This is a genomic window from Anabaena sp. CCY 9402-a (genome assembly GCF_963920945.1).
Taxonomy (GTDB): domain Bacteria; phylum Cyanobacteriota; class Cyanobacteriia; order Cyanobacteriales; family Nostocaceae; genus Trichormus; species Trichormus minutissimus.
This window is the reverse complement of the sequence record NZ_CAWUDL010000003.1, coordinates 48,983-67,422: the sequence shown is the minus strand read 5'-3', so window position 1 is coordinate 67,422 and position 18,440 is coordinate 48,983. Positions and strand designations below refer to the sequence as shown.

General features: G+C 41.6%; 23 protein-coding genes. 5 read left to right on the top strand and 18 right to left on the bottom strand.

Annotated elements, in window-relative coordinates:
• Window position 1: 1 nt before the first annotated feature.
• From rpsN to ACM0OR_RS02150, 11 genes are all read right to left on the bottom strand, one after another.
• Window positions 2-304: a 30S ribosomal protein S14 gene (gene rpsN / locus ACM0OR_RS02200; RefSeq protein ID WP_190702869.1), complete on the bottom strand. Its 303-nt coding sequence runs from the start codon at window positions 302-304 to the stop codon at window positions 2-4.
• 77 nt (window positions 305-381) lie between these two features.
• Complete coding sequence (locus tag ACM0OR_RS02195; protein WP_414574819.1) at window positions 382-519, bottom strand: hypothetical protein; 138 nt, start codon at window positions 517-519, stop codon at window positions 382-384.
• Window positions 520-532: 13 nt separating this feature from the next.
• On the bottom strand, window positions 533-1,252 hold the full coding sequence (nth, locus tag ACM0OR_RS02190; RefSeq protein ID WP_414574873.1) for an endonuclease III: 720 nt from the start codon (window positions 1,250-1,252) through the stop codon (window positions 533-535).
• Window positions 1,249-2,334 (bottom strand): RIP metalloprotease RseP, encoded by a 1,086-nt coding sequence (gene rseP / locus ACM0OR_RS02185; protein WP_414574818.1) that lies wholly within the window; start codon window positions 2,332-2,334, stop codon window positions 1,249-1,251. The genes nth and rseP overlap by 4 nt, the downstream gene beginning before the upstream one ends.
• 142 nt (window positions 2,335-2,476) lie before the next feature.
• The gene (locus ACM0OR_RS02180) at window positions 2,477-2,860 is read right to left on the bottom strand and encodes a type II toxin-antitoxin system VapC family toxin (protein WP_323265345.1); all 384 of its coding nucleotides are present in this window, start codon (window positions 2,858-2,860) and stop codon (window positions 2,477-2,479) included.
• Complete coding sequence (locus ACM0OR_RS02175; protein ID WP_414574817.1) at window positions 2,853-3,095, bottom strand: hypothetical protein; 243 nt, start codon at window positions 3,093-3,095, stop codon at window positions 2,853-2,855. Before ACM0OR_RS02175 ends, ACM0OR_RS02180 begins: the two co-directional genes overlap by 8 nt.
• A gap of 7 nt (window positions 3,096-3,102) precedes the next feature.
• Window positions 3,103-3,285: a hypothetical protein gene (locus tag ACM0OR_RS02170; RefSeq protein WP_323265347.1), complete on the bottom strand. Its 183-nt coding sequence runs from the start codon at window positions 3,283-3,285 to the stop codon at window positions 3,103-3,105.
• Between the two features lie 100 nt (window positions 3,286-3,385).
• Window positions 3,386-3,649 (bottom strand): Txe/YoeB family addiction module toxin, encoded by a 264-nt coding sequence (locus ACM0OR_RS02165; RefSeq protein WP_414574816.1) that lies wholly within the window; start codon window positions 3,647-3,649, stop codon window positions 3,386-3,388.
• Complete coding sequence (locus tag ACM0OR_RS02160; RefSeq protein ID WP_323265349.1) at window positions 3,646-3,882, bottom strand: type II toxin-antitoxin system Phd/YefM family antitoxin; 237 nt, start codon at window positions 3,880-3,882, stop codon at window positions 3,646-3,648. The genes ACM0OR_RS02165 and ACM0OR_RS02160 overlap by 4 nt, the downstream gene beginning before the upstream one ends.
• A gap of 118 nt (window positions 3,883-4,000) precedes the next feature.
• A complete protein-coding gene (gene serS / locus ACM0OR_RS02155; RefSeq protein ID WP_414574815.1) occupies window positions 4,001-5,281 on the bottom strand; it encodes a serine--tRNA ligase in 1,281 nt (426 codons plus the stop codon).
• A 249-nt stretch (window positions 5,282-5,530) separates the two neighbouring features.
• Window positions 5,531-6,109, bottom strand: coding sequence for a DUF3611 family protein (locus tag ACM0OR_RS02150; protein WP_414574814.1), 579 nt, complete (start codon window positions 6,107-6,109; stop codon window positions 5,531-5,533).
• Window positions 6,110-6,789: 680 nt separating this feature from the next.
• Here ACM0OR_RS02150 and ACM0OR_RS02145 point away from each other — a divergent pair.
• Window positions 6,790-7,137, top strand: a complete 348-nt coding sequence (locus ACM0OR_RS02145) for a PadR family transcriptional regulator (RefSeq protein ID WP_190702849.1) — start codon at window positions 6,790-6,792, stop codon at window positions 7,135-7,137.
• Window positions 7,138-7,368: 231 nt separating this feature from the next.
• Window positions 7,369-7,902, top strand: a complete 534-nt coding sequence (locus tag ACM0OR_RS02140; RefSeq protein WP_414574813.1) for a cofactor assembly of complex C subunit B — start codon at window positions 7,369-7,371, stop codon at window positions 7,900-7,902.
• A gap of 554 nt (window positions 7,903-8,456) precedes the next feature.
• On the opposite strand, the gene ACM0OR_RS02135 is transcribed toward ACM0OR_RS02140, so the two are convergent.
• Window positions 8,457-8,774: a DUF3155 domain-containing protein gene (locus ACM0OR_RS02135; protein ID WP_190702843.1), complete on the bottom strand. Its 318-nt coding sequence runs from the start codon at window positions 8,772-8,774 to the stop codon at window positions 8,457-8,459.
• A gap of 280 nt (window positions 8,775-9,054) precedes the next feature.
• Between ACM0OR_RS02135 and ACM0OR_RS02130 the strand changes: the two genes are divergently transcribed.
• Complete coding sequence (locus tag ACM0OR_RS02130) at window positions 9,055-10,386, top strand: sensor histidine kinase (RefSeq protein WP_414574812.1); 1,332 nt, start codon at window positions 9,055-9,057, stop codon at window positions 10,384-10,386.
• Between the two features lie 157 nt (window positions 10,387-10,543).
• On the opposite strand, the gene ACM0OR_RS02125 is transcribed toward ACM0OR_RS02130, so the two are convergent.
• The 4 genes from ACM0OR_RS02125 to rpsF all read right to left on the bottom strand — a co-directional run bounded on the left by ACM0OR_RS02125 (window position 10,544) and on the right by rpsF (window position 14,517).
• The gene (locus tag ACM0OR_RS02125; RefSeq protein ID WP_414574811.1) at window positions 10,544-11,785 is read right to left on the bottom strand and encodes an S-layer homology domain-containing protein; all 1,242 of its coding nucleotides are present in this window, start codon (window positions 11,783-11,785) and stop codon (window positions 10,544-10,546) included.
• Window positions 11,786-12,122: 337 nt separating this feature from the next.
• Window positions 12,123-12,821 (bottom strand): conjugal transfer protein TrbI, encoded by a 699-nt coding sequence (locus tag ACM0OR_RS02120; protein WP_414574872.1) that lies wholly within the window; start codon window positions 12,819-12,821, stop codon window positions 12,123-12,125.
• A 410-nt stretch (window positions 12,822-13,231) separates the two neighbouring features.
• Window positions 13,232-13,792 carry an Npun_F5560 family protein gene (locus ACM0OR_RS02115; protein WP_190702834.1) on the bottom strand — a complete coding sequence of 187 codons (561 nt, stop codon included), beginning with the start codon at window positions 13,790-13,792 and terminating at the stop codon, window positions 13,232-13,234.
• Between the two features lie 398 nt (window positions 13,793-14,190).
• Window positions 14,191-14,517, bottom strand: coding sequence for a 30S ribosomal protein S6 (gene rpsF / locus ACM0OR_RS02110; RefSeq protein ID WP_190702831.1), 327 nt, complete (start codon window positions 14,515-14,517; stop codon window positions 14,191-14,193).
• Between the two features lie 419 nt (window positions 14,518-14,936).
• On the opposite strand from rpsF, the gene ACM0OR_RS02105 reads away from it, so the two are divergent.
• Window positions 14,937-15,710 (top strand): fumarylacetoacetate hydrolase family protein, encoded by a 774-nt coding sequence (locus ACM0OR_RS02105; RefSeq protein ID WP_323265355.1) that lies wholly within the window; start codon window positions 14,937-14,939, stop codon window positions 15,708-15,710.
• Between the two features lie 3 nt (window positions 15,711-15,713).
• Here the strand turns inward: ACM0OR_RS02105 and ACM0OR_RS02100 are convergent, their stop codons facing one another.
• Both ACM0OR_RS02100 and ACM0OR_RS02095 read right to left on the bottom strand, forming a co-directional pair.
• Window positions 15,714-16,193 (bottom strand): Tic20 family protein, encoded by a 480-nt coding sequence (locus ACM0OR_RS02100; RefSeq protein ID WP_190702824.1) that lies wholly within the window; start codon window positions 16,191-16,193, stop codon window positions 15,714-15,716.
• 82 nt (window positions 16,194-16,275) lie between these two features.
• Window positions 16,276-16,473 (bottom strand): hypothetical protein, encoded by a 198-nt coding sequence (locus ACM0OR_RS02095; protein WP_323265356.1) that lies wholly within the window; start codon window positions 16,471-16,473, stop codon window positions 16,276-16,278.
• 550 nt (window positions 16,474-17,023) lie between these two features.
• Between ACM0OR_RS02095 and glyA the strand changes: the two genes are divergently transcribed.
• On the top strand, window positions 17,024-18,307 hold the full coding sequence (gene glyA / locus ACM0OR_RS02090; RefSeq protein WP_190702819.1) for a serine hydroxymethyltransferase: 1,284 nt from the start codon (window positions 17,024-17,026) through the stop codon (window positions 18,305-18,307).
• Window positions 18,308-18,440 lie beyond the last annotated feature (133 nt).

Sequence of the window (18,440 nt, the reverse complement as noted above, 5' to 3'; positions counted from 1 at the left end):
ACTACCAACTAGACTTAACTACTCCAGGTAATAGGCCTTCGTGCGCCCATTCCCGTAGCACGTTCCGAGACAGCCCAAAATCACGGTAAACACCTCTAGGACGACCAGTTAACCAGCAACGGTTACGCTGACGAGTAGGCGCACTATTGCGGGGTAGCTGTTGGATTTGGCGGTGAATTGCTAGTTTATCTAAGGGAGACTCTGTTGTTCTGAACTCTTCTAAAAGAGCTTCACGCTTGGCAGCATACTTTTCCACCAACTTAGCGCGTTTTTTCTCGCGCTCAATCATACTTTTCTTTGCCATAAATTATCTTACCAACGTAAAGACAGCATTTTCCATTCTACATTTAGTACACGCTGATCGTCTCTCTTTTTGACTATTTATCTAGAGAGTGCTGAGTGCTGAGTTCTGAGTTCTGAGTCCTGAGTCCTGAGTGCTGAGTCCTGAGTCTTGAGTGCTGAGTCTTGAGTGCTGTTAGCGGTAGCGGGGCGTTTAGCCCGTGCTGAGTCTTGAGTCATTAGTTTTTCTCCTCTACTCCCCCTGCTCCCCCTGCTCCCCCTGCTCCCCCTGCTCCTCTAATCCCCCTGCTCCCCTACCTCCTACCATCACCGCAGGGCATAAATCAGCTAGTTCGCAAGCTAGACAAACAGGAGAACGGGCTTTACACACAGCGCGACCATGATAAATCAGGCGAATTGACCAATTTTCCCAATCTGGCTGCGGTAATAACTTCATCAAATCTTTTTCAATGTGGATGGGATCTGGATACTTCGTTAAACCCAAGCGTTGGCTGAGACGTTTAACATGAGTATCTACTGTCACCCCCGCATTAATCCCATAGGCATGGGCTAAAACCACATTGGCAGTCTTACGTGCTACCCCAGGCAACTTTAACAGATGTTCCATTTGATCGGGAACTACAGAGTCAAACTCGTTCACAATCATCCGACAAGCCCCTTGGATATTTTTGGACTTATTGCGATAAAACCCAGTGGAACGTACCAAGTTTTCTAACTCCGCTAAGTCAGCATTTGCTAAACTCGCGGCATCAGGAAACCGACTAAATAAAGCTGGGGTGACTTGATTAACTCGCTCATCTGTACATTGAGCCGAAAGAATCGTAGCCACCAGCAGCTGCACAGGGGTTGAATAAGTTAAGGAGCAAGTGGCATCTGGATACAACCGCTTCAAGCGAGTCAGAATTTCTAGAGCTTTTTGCTTTTTAGATAGGGATTTGCGGTTTGTACTCACTGGAACAATTTTTGTACCCACTCCAACTGGGTAGTTTCTTTAACAATCAGAAAAATTCCCAGACCCAAGAGTAGCATTAAACCAGTTTGCATCACACCATCTTGAATCCGATTAGGTAAGGGTTTACCGCGCAAACCTTCGATCAGCAAAAATGCTAATTGTCCTCCGTCCAAAGCCGGGAGGGGTAAAATATTAATGACTGCCAAGTTGATGCTAATTAAAGCCCCAAAGAAGAACAAACTACCTGTATCGTTTTGGGCAATGTTAGCTCCAATTTCGACAATTTTAATGGGGCCGGAGACTTGACTGGCTGTTTCACCAAAGTTAGTAATTAGCTGTCCAAAGCCTTTAAAAGTCATAGTGACGATGCGCTGAAATTCAGTAGCACCGATACTTAAAGCCTTTCCGGGATTAGTAATTGCACGGCGTTCAACTTTACCATTAGGTGCAAGTCCCACCCCAATACTGCCACCATTAGGCTTGGCTTCAGGGATAACATTTACAGACAGCGTTTTGTCACCACGGGCTATTTCTAGTTGAATCGACTGATTGGGACTACTTTTAATGATGTCTCTTAAACTATCGATTCCTTGGAGGGAAGTGCCAAATTGTTGTTGATTAGCTGCAAGAATCACATCTCCTGCTTGTAGTCCGGCTTTAGTGGCTACATTACTGACATCTGGTGCTAGCTGTTGAATTAATACCCCTGGTTGACTAGCTTGGCCGATACCAATGAAGCTAACTTGGCCTACCAGTAACATATAGGCAAAAATTAAATTGGCGATTACCCCTGCACTAATGACGATCGCTCGATCTAAAACTGGCCGATTACGCAGCAAATTCGGGTCATTGGGCGGAATATCGCTATCGGGGTCATCATCAGGAAACCCAACAAAGCCACCCAAAGGAAAAGCGCGGATAGCATACTCGGTTTCAGATCCTTGGTACTTCCAAAGAACTGGGCCAAACCCCAAAGAAAAGCGGTTGACATGAATACCTTGAGAACGGGCTGCAATAAAATGTCCCAACTCATGTACCAAAATTAATACAGCCAAGACTGCGATCGCTGCTAAAACTGACATAGAGCAAATTAGTCAAAATATTTGGATATATATTTTTATTGTAGTAGTTAGGGAACGGACGCACAGACTCAACCTATCTCTCAGGGTGAGATGATGCTTGGATTCAGCCTAGCGATGTCTATAATGATGTTACGCCTACGCACTAACGCACTACTCGAATTTCAATTCCAATATTAAGGTTACTCCACAAACGATCAGTGGTGATCACAGGCTGGTTGAGAATAACACCTAAAGCCAAACAAGCACGATCTCCAAATGAAAGTCCGATAGATTTAGTAGCCGGACGCATCATACCAGCCCTCAGAGCTTGTTCTTCATTAAAAAGAATTACCTCAAGATTTAGATTCAATAGAATTTGCCTAATCTCTTCTTCAGGGATTCCTGCTTCTGCTAACTTTGCTATAACTTCCGATAGGTTGACACTACTAATTGCTGCATTGTCAATCAACTGCAAAATTTCTTCGCTACCAGTTTCTTGATTAAGCAACGCTAAAACAGCAGAAGCATCTACAACAACTTCACTCACTCAAGCTCTCCAATCTTCGCTCCTCAATTAACTCTTGAGAAAGCCTTCTACTAGCAGGAATATATTTTCTCAAAAGAGCCTGAGCTTCTTGGACAGAAGTTTGAATACTACTACTGATGGGTTGATCTTCTAGTACAAGGACAGCATTATATTCACCCACAGGTAGGTCTATAGGAGAATTAACTAGCAACTTACCATCCTGGGTAATTGTGACGATTATTTCTAATGCTCTCATAATTGAACTAAACAATATCCCCCAATGTTTTACCTTTGCCAGCAATAGATGCCGGGGGAGTGCGTTGTTTTTTCGATGGTAAGGTTTCTTCTATAAAGGTAACAATGACACGAGCGGTATTAACTTGGGGTTGTTCCGATACCCATTTTACTTGACCATTTTCATAAATCGCTTCGTAACTTTTTAACATGGCAATCAGGGTTTTATTAACCTTTGTGCTTTCTTAAATTATAGTTTGGGCGATCGCTTACATTGGGATTAAGCCAATTGAACGTAACTGAGGTATCCTACTACTCATAATGCGTCCACATCCGCAAGACTTTTACCGTATTTTCGGATTCAATAACTTCATACACCAAACGATGCTGAATGTTAATTTGTCGGGAGTATGCACCTTCTAAATCTCCCACTAACTTTTCATAAGGTGGCGGATTCTCAAATGGATTGATTTGAATAATATCGAGTAATTTTTGCGCCTTATCTCGTAAATTGCTAGCAGCTAGTTTCTTAGAATCTTTCTGAGCTTGTTTAGTGTAAACTAAATCCCAACTCACCACTCTAATTCCCGACTGCACTCCTCAATCGGTGTTGCAAGTCCTGCCTGAATTGATTCCCGCATTCCTGGAACTGAGAGAAGGTAGAGGGTTTCCTGTACAGATACCCAGTCGGCTTCCGACAACAAAACGGCATTGCTACTCTTCCCTGCAATCACAATAGGTTGATGGGACTGATTCACTGAATCAATTAAATCCTGTAACTGCTGTTGAGCTTCATTAATTGGAATCATTAATTTGTCAATCCTTATCCTTTATTTGTTATCCCCTACTAAGATGATTTCTACAAAATCATACGACAGTGTAGAGACGCTACCTAAAACGCCTCTACTGGTTTACCCTTTGACTTAATTACAACACTTCTCTTCCCAAGAAAGGTTGCAATACTTCCGGTATCAACACTGTCCCATCGGGTTGTTGATAATTTTCCAAAATAGCTGCCATTGTGCGCCCCACAGCCAAGCCTGAACCGTTGAGGGTATGGACAAACTGAGTCCCCTTCTTGCCGGCTTCTTTGAAGCGAATATCCCCCCTTCGCGCCTGGAAGTCTACAAAATTGGAACAACTAGAAATCTCTCTGTACTTACCAGAAGAAGGTAGCCAAACTTCTAAATCATAGGTTTTAGTGGAAGAGAAACCCAAATCTCCACTACATAAATTGATCACGCGGTAAGGTAACTTTAAAGCCTGTAAAATCGCTTCTGCATTTCCTACCAATTTTTCTAACTCATCAAAAGAGGTACTGGGATGTACAAATTTCACCAACTCCACTTTATTGAATTGATGTAAGCGAATTAACCCCCGCATATCACGCCCATAGCTACCCGCCTCTCTACGAAAGCAAGGAGTATAAGCACAATGGTATATAGGCAAACTTTCTGCCCCTAGAATTTCTCCCCGATAAAGGTTTGTAACGGGTACTTCTGCCGTCGGAATCAGCCATAAGTCATCATCAGCACATTTAAAGCTTTCTTCCGCAAACTTAGGTAACTGGCCTGTCGCCGTCAAAGACTCACTATTTACCAAAAGCGGTGGACTAACTTCTACATACCCAGCTTGGGTTTGCATCGTCAGCATCAAGTTAATTAATGCCCTCTCCAATGCTGCACCAGCACCGATAAGGTTGACAAAGCGACTTTGAGCAACTTTCACAGCTCGCTCGACATTGAGAATACCTAGCTTTTCGCCAATTTCCCAATGCGGTAGAATATTGGGATTCTGAGGTATGTACTCATCACCCCAACGGCGAACTTCTAAGTTATCTTCCTCACTTTTACCTAGGGGTGTAAAATCACTGGGTACATTAGGAATTGCGAGGATAAGTTGCTCAATTTCTGCTTTGAGTTCCTTTTCTTTAGGTTCTAGTTCGCTCAATTGGGCTTTAACACTATTACCCTCATCCCGTAGTGCTTGAATTTCTGGGTCTTGAGGACTCACGCCAGATTTAATCTTCTGCCCAACGAGTTTACCAATTTCATTACTTCGAGCTTGCAGTTGGCTACGAGTAACTTCTATGTCTCGTTGCTGCCTATCTAACTGTAATATCGGTTCTATGTCGTATTTACCACTACGACTATTCAACCGTTCCTGAATTAGTTGGGGGTTTTCCCGTATTTGCTTAATATCCAGCACAGATTTTTCTCAGTCTTTTGCCTAATTCCTGCCAACACATCAGCATATACTGATTTTGACTTGCCATGCCAAGAAAAGCAAATACAAAAATTATATTAAAAGAGGGAATCAGGAGTGGGGAGTAGGGAATGGGGCAAACAACTGGTTCGCCTCGTTTTGGCTAATAAGCTGTTCCACATTGAATTTGCATACAGTGTATGGCTAGGATGCTAATAAATGCTGGGTTTTTCATTTTGAATTTTGAATTGATTAAGAGCGGTTGATGCGATTGAGTAGCCATAGTGAAGCAACTAACCCAGCAAAATGAGCTGACACAGTATTAATATTTGCCTGTACCACCAACATATCTAAACCACTAATGATTCTGGTGGGGTCAAAAAATTGAGTTGTGATGGCTTGCGGAGATATTGACCTAGCTACCAGTGTACCGACGATCGCCTGCGCTCCCAAAAGTGTAATTAGTGTTCCCCCTAAATTTACCCATAGCCCTAACCGTAAAACCTGTACTGTCTCAATTTTCCGAGGACGATTGCTAGGGTTCGATGACAGCAATTGCTTACCAATTCTGGTATAACGATAAGCCAGATATAGCCCACCACCTAAGATTAATATTCCACAAACTGCTAAAAAGACACCGAAACTAGACCCAGGATTATTACTAGGACTGCCTGCTCTTTGACTGAAAACAGCAAATAATAAGACAATAATCCCAGAAACTACACCTAGCACTAATTGAATCCAAAAGCTAATCCAACCCGTGAGGCGAAATGTCTGGGCAATTGTTCGGAGATTAGAGGAGGACGAAGGAGCATCGGAGTTTTGTGACATACTGAATCACCAACCTGCTAGGCACTTACTGATTTTATGGATGACTTACACACAGGTAACGATAGCTGAAAGCCTAGGCTCAAGAATGTTAGTGATCAAATCTTTTACACTCACACCCCTATATCCCTACCATTTTGGTGTCAGCCCTGTTAATACTACACTTACCAGATGAGATACGAATATCTCAAGGTTAGACATCTCAGTGTTGCATATTTTGAGCCTGTCTACAGGTCTTGAGCTTGCCACCATATCATCATTAGTTGCTCAATTTTTTGATGATTTGCACTAAAATGTTGATTTTTTAAAAAAGTATTGGTTAACTTTTCCAGATTTACAGACAAAAAGACATTTTACCTGTAAAATTCTTTCGATAGCATCTTACGTTTAAGCAGTTCTAACCAGCTCCGCATTACTTAAAACAAAGGTAGTAGAAAAATCTACTGTCTTGATTGCTCCTCACAACACTAATTAAAGCTAGGCTGGGAGCGTTTTATTTTCACGCTCCTAAAACTTTTGTTATTTTCCCTGATTTCTAATCGTGGGTTCTCATTTTGATGTTTACACTTAGGAAATTCTGTCTAGGTAGCACTATATACTTACTCGGATTAGAGTAGCAGCGTATACTGGCTACAAAGATGTAAATTCCACCCTAAGGCATACTTTTAGCCATTTACTAAATTATGAAAATTGAGGATATATATCAATTCTTTGAGAATCCTCCGCCAACTTATCTCTGCCAAGAACTAGCAATTTGTTACATTCTGGATGTGTTGCTACAAGGGGAATCCTACGGTACTGAGTTGATTCAACAATTAGAAACTGAATACCCCACCTATCGGCTTTCTGACACTGTGCTTTACAGTGCCATTAAATTTCTCGAAGACCATAATGCTATTAATGGGTATTGGAAGAAGTTGGAGGGTCGAGGTCGGCCTAGGCGAATGTACCAAATTTCCCCAGAATGGGAAGGACAATCACTCGATTTGGCTCGGCTTTGGCAAGATTACATAACTCAGAGGATAAAGTAATTAAATAACCCAAGTCGCTAGTTAGGTAAATGTCTAGGGGTGTAGAAGTATAGTCAACATAACTCGAAAACTTGAAAATGCTGATTCCCTACTCCCTATTCCCTGACTACGCAAGCAAGTATGGCTATGCTCCCGTAAGGTATACAAAAATCAAAGCGGATAATTATATTAACTGGCGTTGATAATTAATAATGAATAAATCTCCTCGATGTTAAACAGTCACAACCAATCATGGATACTGCTATTTTGCCATCCACCTTACTGCTAACCTTGTTATTATCGGTTGGGCTGCTTTTCTTTATTCGTGCTGCGACTAAAGACAGGACACAGACAACACAGCTGATATCTGAGCAAGATGAAGCAGTCTTCATGCCTCAATTACAAGATTATTTTCGCTCTCGCTCTTACCGAGTAGTAGAGATAGACAAGTCAAAAAACGTAGTAGCTTTTGAAGGATTTGTCAAGCCCAGCATTTTTCTAGCTTTCTTTTTAACGCTGCTAGCTGCTGTTGGTCTTGTCTGTTTATCATTGGTTCTATCTTTCCTTTTTCCTCAATACAGCCTTCTTTTTTTCGGGCTGTTACTACTTTCACCTTTGAGTGGTTTTTTCTATTGGCAAAAGGCGGGAAGACTTGAAAAAGTGTTGCTCAAACTTGAACCAAACTTTAAAGATCAAGTTTCTTTTAGCAAAATTACTGTGACAGCTCATCGTGATGAGCTGGCTGAACTACAAAAAACATTGCAGCTAAAGCCTGGCAATGCCTAGAGTTAAAAGTCAAAAAGCTTATAGAATAGGCTTTTTACGCCCTGCTGTACTAGTAATTGATGTTCGATGCGTCTGATGACCTGAATGTTTGGGCTAAATGTTGAGTATTTGACAACTTTCCTGTTGCCGTTGGTGCTAAATCGCTGGTTTTAAAATACCGAATTTTGCACCTGTCGAGCAACCGGATAAACAATAGGGAATTAGATAGATACCAATTCGGATACTGATTTCCCCTACGACATAATGCCGTAAGGGAAATCAGTATGTGCTGGCAGAGCTTTGTTGGCAATCCAGAAGATGAAAGTACATCTTAACTCTCGCTTTTGGATGCTTTTTGCTCTATCTTGACTCCCTTGTGTAGGATGCGACCAAATAGAAATCAATAAAAACCAAAAATCTTGGTTTATGGTTGATTGCCCATGTACTTGGTCTAAATTTACTGGCAAATCAGTTACAAACTTAAAAAAAATGGAAACTTTGCATAAACTGAGCATCTTTGCCAGTTAAATGGTTGTCAGAAGTTGCACTCATCACGTAAGATAACCATTCGTAAATCAGCGACTGCCCACAGCCACTGGTTCTAAACCTACGGGAGGTTCTAATATCCGCAGGCTAGGAAACAAAAAATGGTTCTCTTCCACATATTGAGCGCCAAACAGCCCTTTTTCTGCCCAGAAATAGCGGTCTGTTGTGTGTTCATTTCGCTTTACGAGTAGCAATGCTGGTGGCAAGATACCTTCAGCTTGAATGAATTTTCTGGCTGCTGTCACAGGTTTTTCTTCGCCGCTCTCGATGCTATATTGAGGCACGTGTTCTAAAATACGCCGTCCTTCTTGGCGACGACGACTCTTTCTTTTGCGTCTCCTTGCCAACCTATTTTCCTCCTCTTTCAAGCTATAGATTGTAGTGATAGCTACAAAATCCGTCGTAATTATATAGGTTCTAGTTCAAAAGATCAATAGTTTTTTAATTTTTGATACAGCGAAAATATTATTATTGACAGTAGATTAAATGAGAGCGAAAAAGTAAATAATCCTTTGGTGAAAACTATTACTGAAAATATTTAGTTAAGCTTTATTAAATAATGGGGGAAAACAAAGTATTTTCTTTTATCTTCTCTCAAATTCTGTGATCCTGAGCAAGAGCTGAAAAATGTTAATGTCTGCCAGTTCAGATTTTGTTGCTCTATGCCGAGAGCAAATAGCACTATTGACCCAAGGGCTGGGAGCATCTTTAAGCGTGGTTTATTTAACCCAAGAATTGGTAGAGTCTCCCACAGGTGAGACAAAACTCATTCCTGTAGTAGTTTACCCAGAAACCGCAGTAATATTGCCAGGAGAGGAAATTTTTGAGGCTACAGCCAGCAAACAACTGCAAATAGGAAATTTGTTGGCACTGCCTCAGCAACAAGGAAATTTATTGACACCAGCACCAACCACAGAAACACCCCAAACTGAACAACCGCAATTAGAAGAAGACTTTTTGTTGAGTGGGTATCAATTTGTCTTTCCTTTAATTCATGAGGGTGTGATGATGGGATTATTGGTGACAGGTAGAGACGATCGCCCGTGGAGTGAACCTGAACAGAACCAAATTCAAACCATTGGGCAAACATTAGCGATCGCTTGTATATTGGATCAACGTCGAGCCTGGTTGCAACAACAACTGCATCAACAGCAAATTTTGCAAGAACAACAGCGAGATTTGTTAGATAACTTATTACATCAGTTCCGTAACCCGTTAACTGCCTTACGCACCTTTGGCAAACTGTTATTAAAGCGGTTGCGACCAGGAGATATAAATCGGGATGTGGGAGACAATATCGTCAGGGAAAGCGATCGCCTGACGGAATTGCTGCAAAAATTTGATCAGGTCATCGATTGGGCAAATCTAGATTTAGAGCTTCTTTCACTACCAGACAACGAAGCATTTGTAGAAGCTACTGTACAAAAAGAATCTCAACCTGTACTATTACTACCAGGCACGGGAGACAAAGCAACTGATTGCTCCTTGGCTGAATTATTAACACCATTGCTAGTTTCTGCTCAAGCGATCGCTCAAGAGAGGAATCTAGAATTAATATTGGAAGTTCCCCAGGGTTTACCGTTAGTTAGAGCTAATCTTAAATCCTTACAAGAAGTATTGAGTAATATCATTGATAATGCACTCAAGTATACTCCTTCAGGCGGTAAGGTTTATATTGAATTAGGGCAAGAAAAAGCTAATTTTCAAGGCATAGCAATTAGTGATACTGGCCCTGGTATTCCGCCCGAAGATTTAGCCCATCTAGGGGAAAGACATTATCGAGGAGTGCAAGCCCAAACAGAAATTCCCGGCACAGGTTTGGGATTAGCGATCGCGAAACAACTAATTGAGCAGATGCACGGACAAATAGAAGTTTTCAGCCCGGCTATCAACTCGGCGATCGCTACACCAAATGCGCCAGGAACAAGTGTGATTATTTGGTTGCCAATTAGTCATTAGTCAATGGTCAACTATCCTGACTGTTCACGAGATTTGGAAAACCCCTCTCCAAACTTGGAAGGAGAGAGGCTTTAAATCTTCACTTTTCTAGTAGGGAATGGGTTAGAGGGTTAGGTTCAGCATAAATTTCTCCACATTACGTGAAAAGTCAGATTAACTATTTCAACGAAACCAGTAAATTTTGATTAATTGTCATTTGTAAGTCTGTGTCTGGGTCAATGGCGATTAAGTCTACGCTGTTTCTACCGAAGAATAAACCAATTAATCCACCAATAGCCGCGCCACCTAAGACTTCTTCTGTAGCGATCGCGCGATCGCCTGTAACTGCAGATACCGCAGCTGCTGCACTTGCACCTAACACAGTATTTTTGAGAATTGTACCGGTGCTAGTACCCTTTCTGACGGTTTCAGTTTTAGTAATAACTTCGGAAGTTGCACTAATGTCATACTCTTGACCTGTGGTTAAAACCAATTTTTGGGCAACAAATTGAGAACCACTCTGAGTAGGTCTGAGTTGACCCACGACCTGACTACCAGCAGGAATAACTACATTTCCTTCTTGAGTAACGACGTTTTGCTCTACTGTCAGTGTCAAAGGTGCTGTTTCGTCTTTTGTCACCAGAATTTTTTCCGCCTTATCATACTTCACAGGAATAACTGTCCCTTGAGGAATGGTGACAGCAATCGGTGTTGGGGTTGTAGGTTGAATAGCTACAATATAGGGTGAATTAATCGTTGAAGCTTGATTAGAACTAACTAATGCTTGGTGAATAAAAGCTGCTACCTGAGCGCGTGTAGCGGTGTTGGTGGGACTTAAAAACCTGACATTGGGATAGTTGACTACAATTTGCTTTTCAGTCGCGGCGGCGATAGGGCTACGGGCATAGCCTGCTATGTTAGAAGCGTCGTTGAAATATTGCAGAGTGCTTTCAACGTTACCGCCAGGAGCATATTCTAGACCATTGGCTAGAGCAACCAAAACTTGCTGGCGGGGAATGTTTTCATTGGGTCTGAAGCTATTACCGGGATATCCTGATAAAAAACCGATGGTGTAGGCTTGCTGAATAGCACTATATGCCCAATAGTTGCTGGGTACGTCTACGAATCCAATTGCTTGACGTTCGGGTGCTTTTTGGAAAGCTTTGTTCACCATTGCGGCAAATTGAGCGCGTGTCACTGGTTCTTCTGGACGAAAGCTACCATCAGGAAAACCAGCAATTACACCTCGCTGTGATAATTCTCGAATAAATTGTGCTGCCCAGTAGTTAGATGAAACATCAGAAAAAGTAGTTTGAGCAAAAGATGGAGCAGCTATAACAAAAGGTGCAACAGTTCCTGCTGTGATGCTCAAAGCCATAAGTGCAGCAGTGCTAGATTGCCAACGATTTAATTTAAACATATATTTAGGACTCCACACAATTATTTGTTTATCTTGTTAATTACTTAGACAATTTATACATTAAAAAGTTTCCCATATGTCTCTATGATTAGAAATATTATTTTGTCTGGATATTCTAAATAAGGTAGAGATTTATATCACAAAATATATGTAATAAGTAATAGTGTAATCACTTATTGCGATATGGCTAACTTTTTGAGGGTGAGAATTAGATATCTATTGTTTAATAAACGATGATTTTATTTGCCAAAAAAATCAACGACCGCCTACTTAGAATAAAAGTAGCGATCGCTAATTGAATATCATGACAGTCAAAACTAAAATTAAGTGCAGCTTACTAGCGGATTAAATCCACATTCAAGTTAGAACTAAGTGCTAGTCTCAAGTCACGCTCTGGTCTAATTACAAATACTTCAGTTTCTTTTTTTCGTAATAGTACGCTAGCTAAAGCACCTGCGGCTGCACCACCTAAAGGTTCTCCAATTTCAATTCTTCTATTACCTGTAATCAGTGAAATTGCAGCCGCAGCACCTGCACCAATCGCGGCATCTGTTAATACTTTACTAGAATCATTGTTGCTGATTTTCTCAGTTTGAGTAATTGTCTGAGAGTTAGCATTAATTGTTTGTCTTATGCCTGAAGTATAGACTAATTCTCTAGCGACAAATCTTACTCCTCTGACGTTATCTTTATTGTCCCTGTCTGTAGAATATTGTCCATCAAAATATACTGGTTCTAATTGTCCAATAACTTCAGTACCAGCAGGAATCAAAACATTTCTATTTCCATCAATAATATTGTTAGCAACTTTCAAGGTTAACTGTATAGTTTCTCCCCGGCTAACAACAACTTTCTCTTTGTCATGTCTAACAGGAAAACTAACTCCAGCAGGGATAGCAACTCTTCTAGTTTGTCCAATATTGTATTGAGCATTAGCCGCAGGAGCAAAGGCAATTATCGGGGTAATGACACCTGTGGTAATTGTCATTGCCATAACTGCGGCTGCTCCAGATTTCCATTGATTCAGGTGGTTCATAAACTTTTGAGGTTTGATTGCTGTGATAGGTTTCATGACGAGCATTTACTGAGATTGTTTCTGACTGCTTTTAAACCTGTGCATAGGGCAATACGGTTCATTTAAGTGTTATTTGCGTAGAGAATTAGTCTGAGCAGATGGGATAAATCGCTTCTCTACATGAGAATTTTGGGCTGATCTGAACTTTAGTAGAGATATGGCAACGTCTCTACTGGCGTTATTATTTTGACCAAAGACTTCTCGCCAAGAAAACCCCACTCTTCTCGTAAAAGTATTGTGGCAAGGCTCTGGCAATGATAAGTAATATTAAAAATTAAATTTTAAGATTAAGCAATATAAAAATGGACAGTTTTCAACAAAACTGCGATTTTAGGAATATGTTAGATAATTACGTTTAAATTTTTGCTATTTCAAGCATTCTGCACAGCAGAAACATTACCTTGTCCAGATATTGGACGAGGAAAGTTTGGTAAATCAATACCACTATGACTAGAAGTACGGGTTTTAAGAGCCAAGCGATAACTTACACTCTGAAGTTCAGCTTGTAGCTGACGGTTTTCTCTCTGTAAGGTAGCTACTTTTTCTCTGACTGGAGTCATCCGTTCTTCAAATTTACGCCTGTAAATTTGAGGTAGTTCCTGTACTACTTGCTCTAACATCCGACTACGGTCAGTTAACTCTTGCACCGATTGGCGCAGTTGGTAAATTTCCAAATCACGAGATGTGATTTGCTCTTGATAGAAAGTTACTTGCTGCTCAACAGCTTGTAACTGTTCTTGCAAAGCTTTTAATTGAGTTAAATCCTGTTCCGCCTCTAATCGAGGAGGGATAAAATTAGTATTACCCTTGACTAGCCGGAAAAGTTCTTGAGATAGTTGCTGAACTAATTGATCGCGTAGCTGTAACTCTTGGCGCAGCTGCGACATTTCTGTAGAGAGAGCTTGGATGTTGGGTATTTCAGTTTGGCTCACGCTGGCTTAAAGCTCCGATTGAAGAATATTTTCCAACCTTGGATATAACTGCGATCACCTGCTTTTGGCAAGTAATGTTAATTTAGCATTCCCAACTCCATCACAAAATAAGGCAGAAGGTAAAAATTTTTTTGTTTGTTAGTGCTGAGTGCTGAGTTATGTTAGCGGTAGCGCGGCGTTTAGCCGGTGCTGAGTTATGAGTGCTGAATAAAAATCTTGTTCCTTGTGAAGCCCCTCCGGTAGGAGGGTTTATCGTCATCAGGAATATACTGCGTCCTTGCAGTTTTGCGATTGGTAGCGACTCTCATGAAGTACCGTAGTGTAGATTTGCTAACTAGGACTGACTTACGTCTCGCTAAACTAACAGCACTCACTACTCACTACTCACTAAAATCGCCTTAAGCGGTGACAGCAACTTCCTCGGCTTCAGCCTCGGACACGTCTTGCTTGGTTGTGAGGTAGCGAATTACGTCTTCGCTCAAACGCATTGCGCGTTCTAAGGGAGCAATCACTGTTCCAGGGCCAGTGTAGTTTACTTGAATATAGATGCCATCACGATGCCTGTTAATTTCATAAGCAAGACGACGCTTACCACGATTTTGGATTTCGATGTTGTCAGCACCTTGATCTTTGAGCAAGTTCTGATATTTAGCGATCGCTAATTCTACCTGTTCATCTGTCAGGTCTGGGCGCAGAATATATAGTGTTTCGTAAACTATGGACATGGATGTAATTCTCCTTTTGGACATCTGGCTGCTAATGCTAATTTATACAATCACTTTGTTAAAGTTACTAGTATCAATGAACATCTGAAGCAACAAGGAACTATAATCTTACCAGTTTTCTATTTTAATCATCAGCTCCATCTGCCAAAATTAACCTTGTTGATGAGAATTGGCAACTTTAGTCCCCAGTCCCCAGCTTTGCAATTTTGGATGTCCAATGAATGGATTTTAGATTGTTCAATCCAAAATCCGTCTTGAAAAGTTGAGCCACTGCGTTGGCTGGGTTTCCCGGCTTGTAGCAAGTGGCGTTCCTAGGTTGGGAAACCTGCCTACAGAACTTTCCGCAAAATCTAAAATTCCTAGTCCCCAGTCTCCAATCTCTACTTTTAACTTTAGACAAGAGGATATTGATCAAGGTTATGGCCCAACGCTATGTGCGAGTTCAAAATCAAGAAGGAAAGATTTACTATGGGTTATTACAACTATCCCTGAACGTGCAGGTGTTGGATGCTCCACCTTGGCTACACGGACAACCCACAGAGTTAGTTTTAGAAGCAGAAAATTACCAAATTCTTGCACCTTGCGCTCCCTCGAAGATTGTGGCGGTAGGCAAGAATTACGCGGATCATGCGGCAGAAATGGGAACATTAGTACCCGTTGAACCATTAATTTTTCTTAAACCACCAACATCGATTATTCCCTCGGAGACAGCAATTAAGTATCCTCCTCAGTCGCAACGAGTAGACTATGAAGGTGAATTAGCATTAGTAATTGGCGATCGCGCTTGTAACTGCACGCAAGAGGAAGCCCAAACTAAAATTTGGGGTTATACAATCGCCAATGATGTGACAGCAAGGGATTTACAACAAAAGGATGGTCAATGGACGCGAGCTAAAGGTTTTGATTCTTTTTGTCCTCTAGGGCCTTGGATTGTCCGAGAATTAAATCCTGGTGCTAAATTGCAGACGTTTGTGAATGATGATTCTCATCCAGTGCAATCTGCGCGTATTGATCAGATGGTTTTTCCTCCTGATTTTTTAGTGTCTTATATCAGTCAGGTTATGACGTTGCTACCCGGAGATATAGTGTTAACGGGTACGCCAGAAGGTATTGGCCCATTGCAAGTAGGCGATCGCGTCCGTGTGGAAATCGAAGGTATCGGTCGCCTAGAAAACACAGTGGCATCCCATTAAGTATCAGCGTACCTGCATATACACCGCGTCAGAAATGGCGGGAATTTCTGCATAACGTCCTAGTAATGACTGAGCAACTGAATAGACTACGGCTGCTACGATCCCCAGAAAAATTGTGTTTGCTATTGTCTCGATGGCAAAGCCAGTATTAGGAATTTGCGTTAAAATTCGCACTAGTATAGTACACAAAAATATCACAATGTCCAGCAGAATTGCCTGCATGGTGTTGAAACGAATAAAATGACTAATTTTCTCGTTTCTGACTACGAATATGAATAAAGCAAAGAAAACGAGCAGTTGACCCAATTGTCCTAAGCTACCGTAAACTATCAATACTGGTTGCAATGGTAATAGAAGGACTTGTAGTGCTGGAAATTGTCTTAACAAAAAACTCCCGAACACTAGACCATCAATTATAGGCAAAAGATAAGGTAAACAAGCAAAAATTCTATCGGCAATTGTTGTAGTCCCGCGCCACGCCATTGTGCATTCTCCTTTGGCTAAATTTTTAGAGTTACTTGAGCCTAGGATAACGCAGTTACTCAGCCTTGCTAGAAAAGTATGACTATTCTATATGGGCAATGCGGAAGCCCATCAGACATTCATACTGTTCGGGGTGCTGTTGTGCGAGTTTGCGAATAGCTTGACCACAAGATAGCTGTCCCCTACGCCAACGGGGTTGACCACTACCATCAGCAAGCAAACAAGACTGGCAAACTCGCTCAGGAGCTAGGATTTGCTCATCCATTAAAATGACCAACATATAAAACCCCCCCTTTAAAACTCTACTGCTGCAAGGTTTATTCCTAGGCTTAATCAAGCTACACTAGCTCAACAAAGGTAGTTTAGTTTCACTGTTCCCTTTTTAGCCCAATACTGCATATCTCACAGCAGATGCAAAAACTCTTTTGGATATTATTCCCCTACTGAGCATCGAGTTAAATATTATGCTAGGGATAAAAAGCAGATGTTAAATATTTAGGTGTACTAAGCATTGATACCCAAGATTTTACCACAGCCCCTAAACTCGCTTGGGTAAACACTTGGAAATATCATCATTACTTAACCTTCACTGTATAAGAACCGCTACAAATAATCAAAAGTATAAAAGTTCATATTTTCGTAAAGAGGTTTATGATGATTAATCTATGGAACTTGGCTGGTAGCTAATAATAAAAGATGATACAGATGCGATGAATCGTATTTGCATAGCAGATCAATAACATAGAAATATTGACTGTTGATTCTTAAATGTAGAAGCTACCTGCAAACCAAATCCGCTTTTGTACAAACTTCCATTAGGTATAGTTGAAGTGACTAGGACAAATTCAGACTTACTTGCTACCTCCGATCCCGCGATCGCAGAATTAATTAATCAAGAACTCCAACGTGAACGTGACCACTTGGAATTAATCGCCAGCGAAAACTTCACCTCTGCGGCTGTTTTAGCGGCTCAGGGTTCAGTCTTAACAAATAAATACGCCGAAGGTTTACCCGGTAAGCGTTACTACGGCGGTTGTGAATTTATTGACAAAATCGAGCAAATAGCGATTGACCGAGCCAAACAGCTATTTGGTGCGGCTCATGCTAACGTACAACCCCACTCTGGCGCGCAGGCGAATTTTGCTGTTTTCCTGACATTGTTAGAACCAGGCGACACAATCATGGGAATGGATTTGTCTCACGGCGGACATCTCACCCACGGTTCACCAGTGAATGTGTCGGGTAAATGGTTTCAAGTCCGTCACTACGGCGTAAGTCAACAAACAGAAAAGCTAGACTACGACCAAATTCGCGAGCTGGCGTTGAGGGAACGTCCCAAGCTCTTGATTTGTGGTTATTCTGCCTATCCTCGCATCATTGATTTTGAAAAATTCCGCAGTATTGCAGATGAAGTTGGTGCTTACTTACTAGCTGATATTGCCCACATTGCCGGTTTAGTCGCCAGTGGCTTACACCCAAACCCGATTCCTTACTGTGATGTCGTCACCACCACCACCCATAAAACCCTGCGCGGCCCCAGAGGTGGTTTAATTTTGACCCGTGATGCAGAACTTGGTAAAAAGTTAGATAAATCCGTGTTTCCTGGAACTCAAGGCGGCCCCCTAGAACACGTAATTGCAGGTAAAGCAGTTGCTTTTGGTGAAGCCTTAAAGCCAGAATTTACAACTTATTCCGGGCAAGTAATTGAGAATGCCCGTGCTTTAGCGACTCAACTAAAAAACAGAGGATTAAAACTGGTATCTGATGGTACAGATAACCATTTAATGCTCGTTGATTTGCGTTCTATTGATATGACAGGTAAGAAAGCAGATCAGTTAATGAGTCAGGTAAATATTACCACCAACAAAAATACAGTCCCCTTTGATCCCCAATCACCATTTGTGACTAGTGGTTTACGGTTAGGTTCTCCCGCCATGACAACACGGGGTATGGGAGTAACTGAATTTACCGAAATTGGTAATATTATTGCCGATCGCCTGCTCAACCCAGAATCAGAAGCAGTAGCTCAAGATTGTAAACGCCGGGTAGCCGCATTGTGCGATCGCTTCCCCTTATATCCCCACTTGGAGATTCCTGTACCAGCCTTAGCGTAGGGCATAGGGCATGGGGATAAGAGGAATTGGGGCAGAGTGCAAGGGGGCAGACTTTCCCCTTTTTTCCCTACTCCCTGCTCCCCTGCCTCCCCAGCCCCCAATTCTTATGCTGATTAGGGTCTCAAATGTAGTA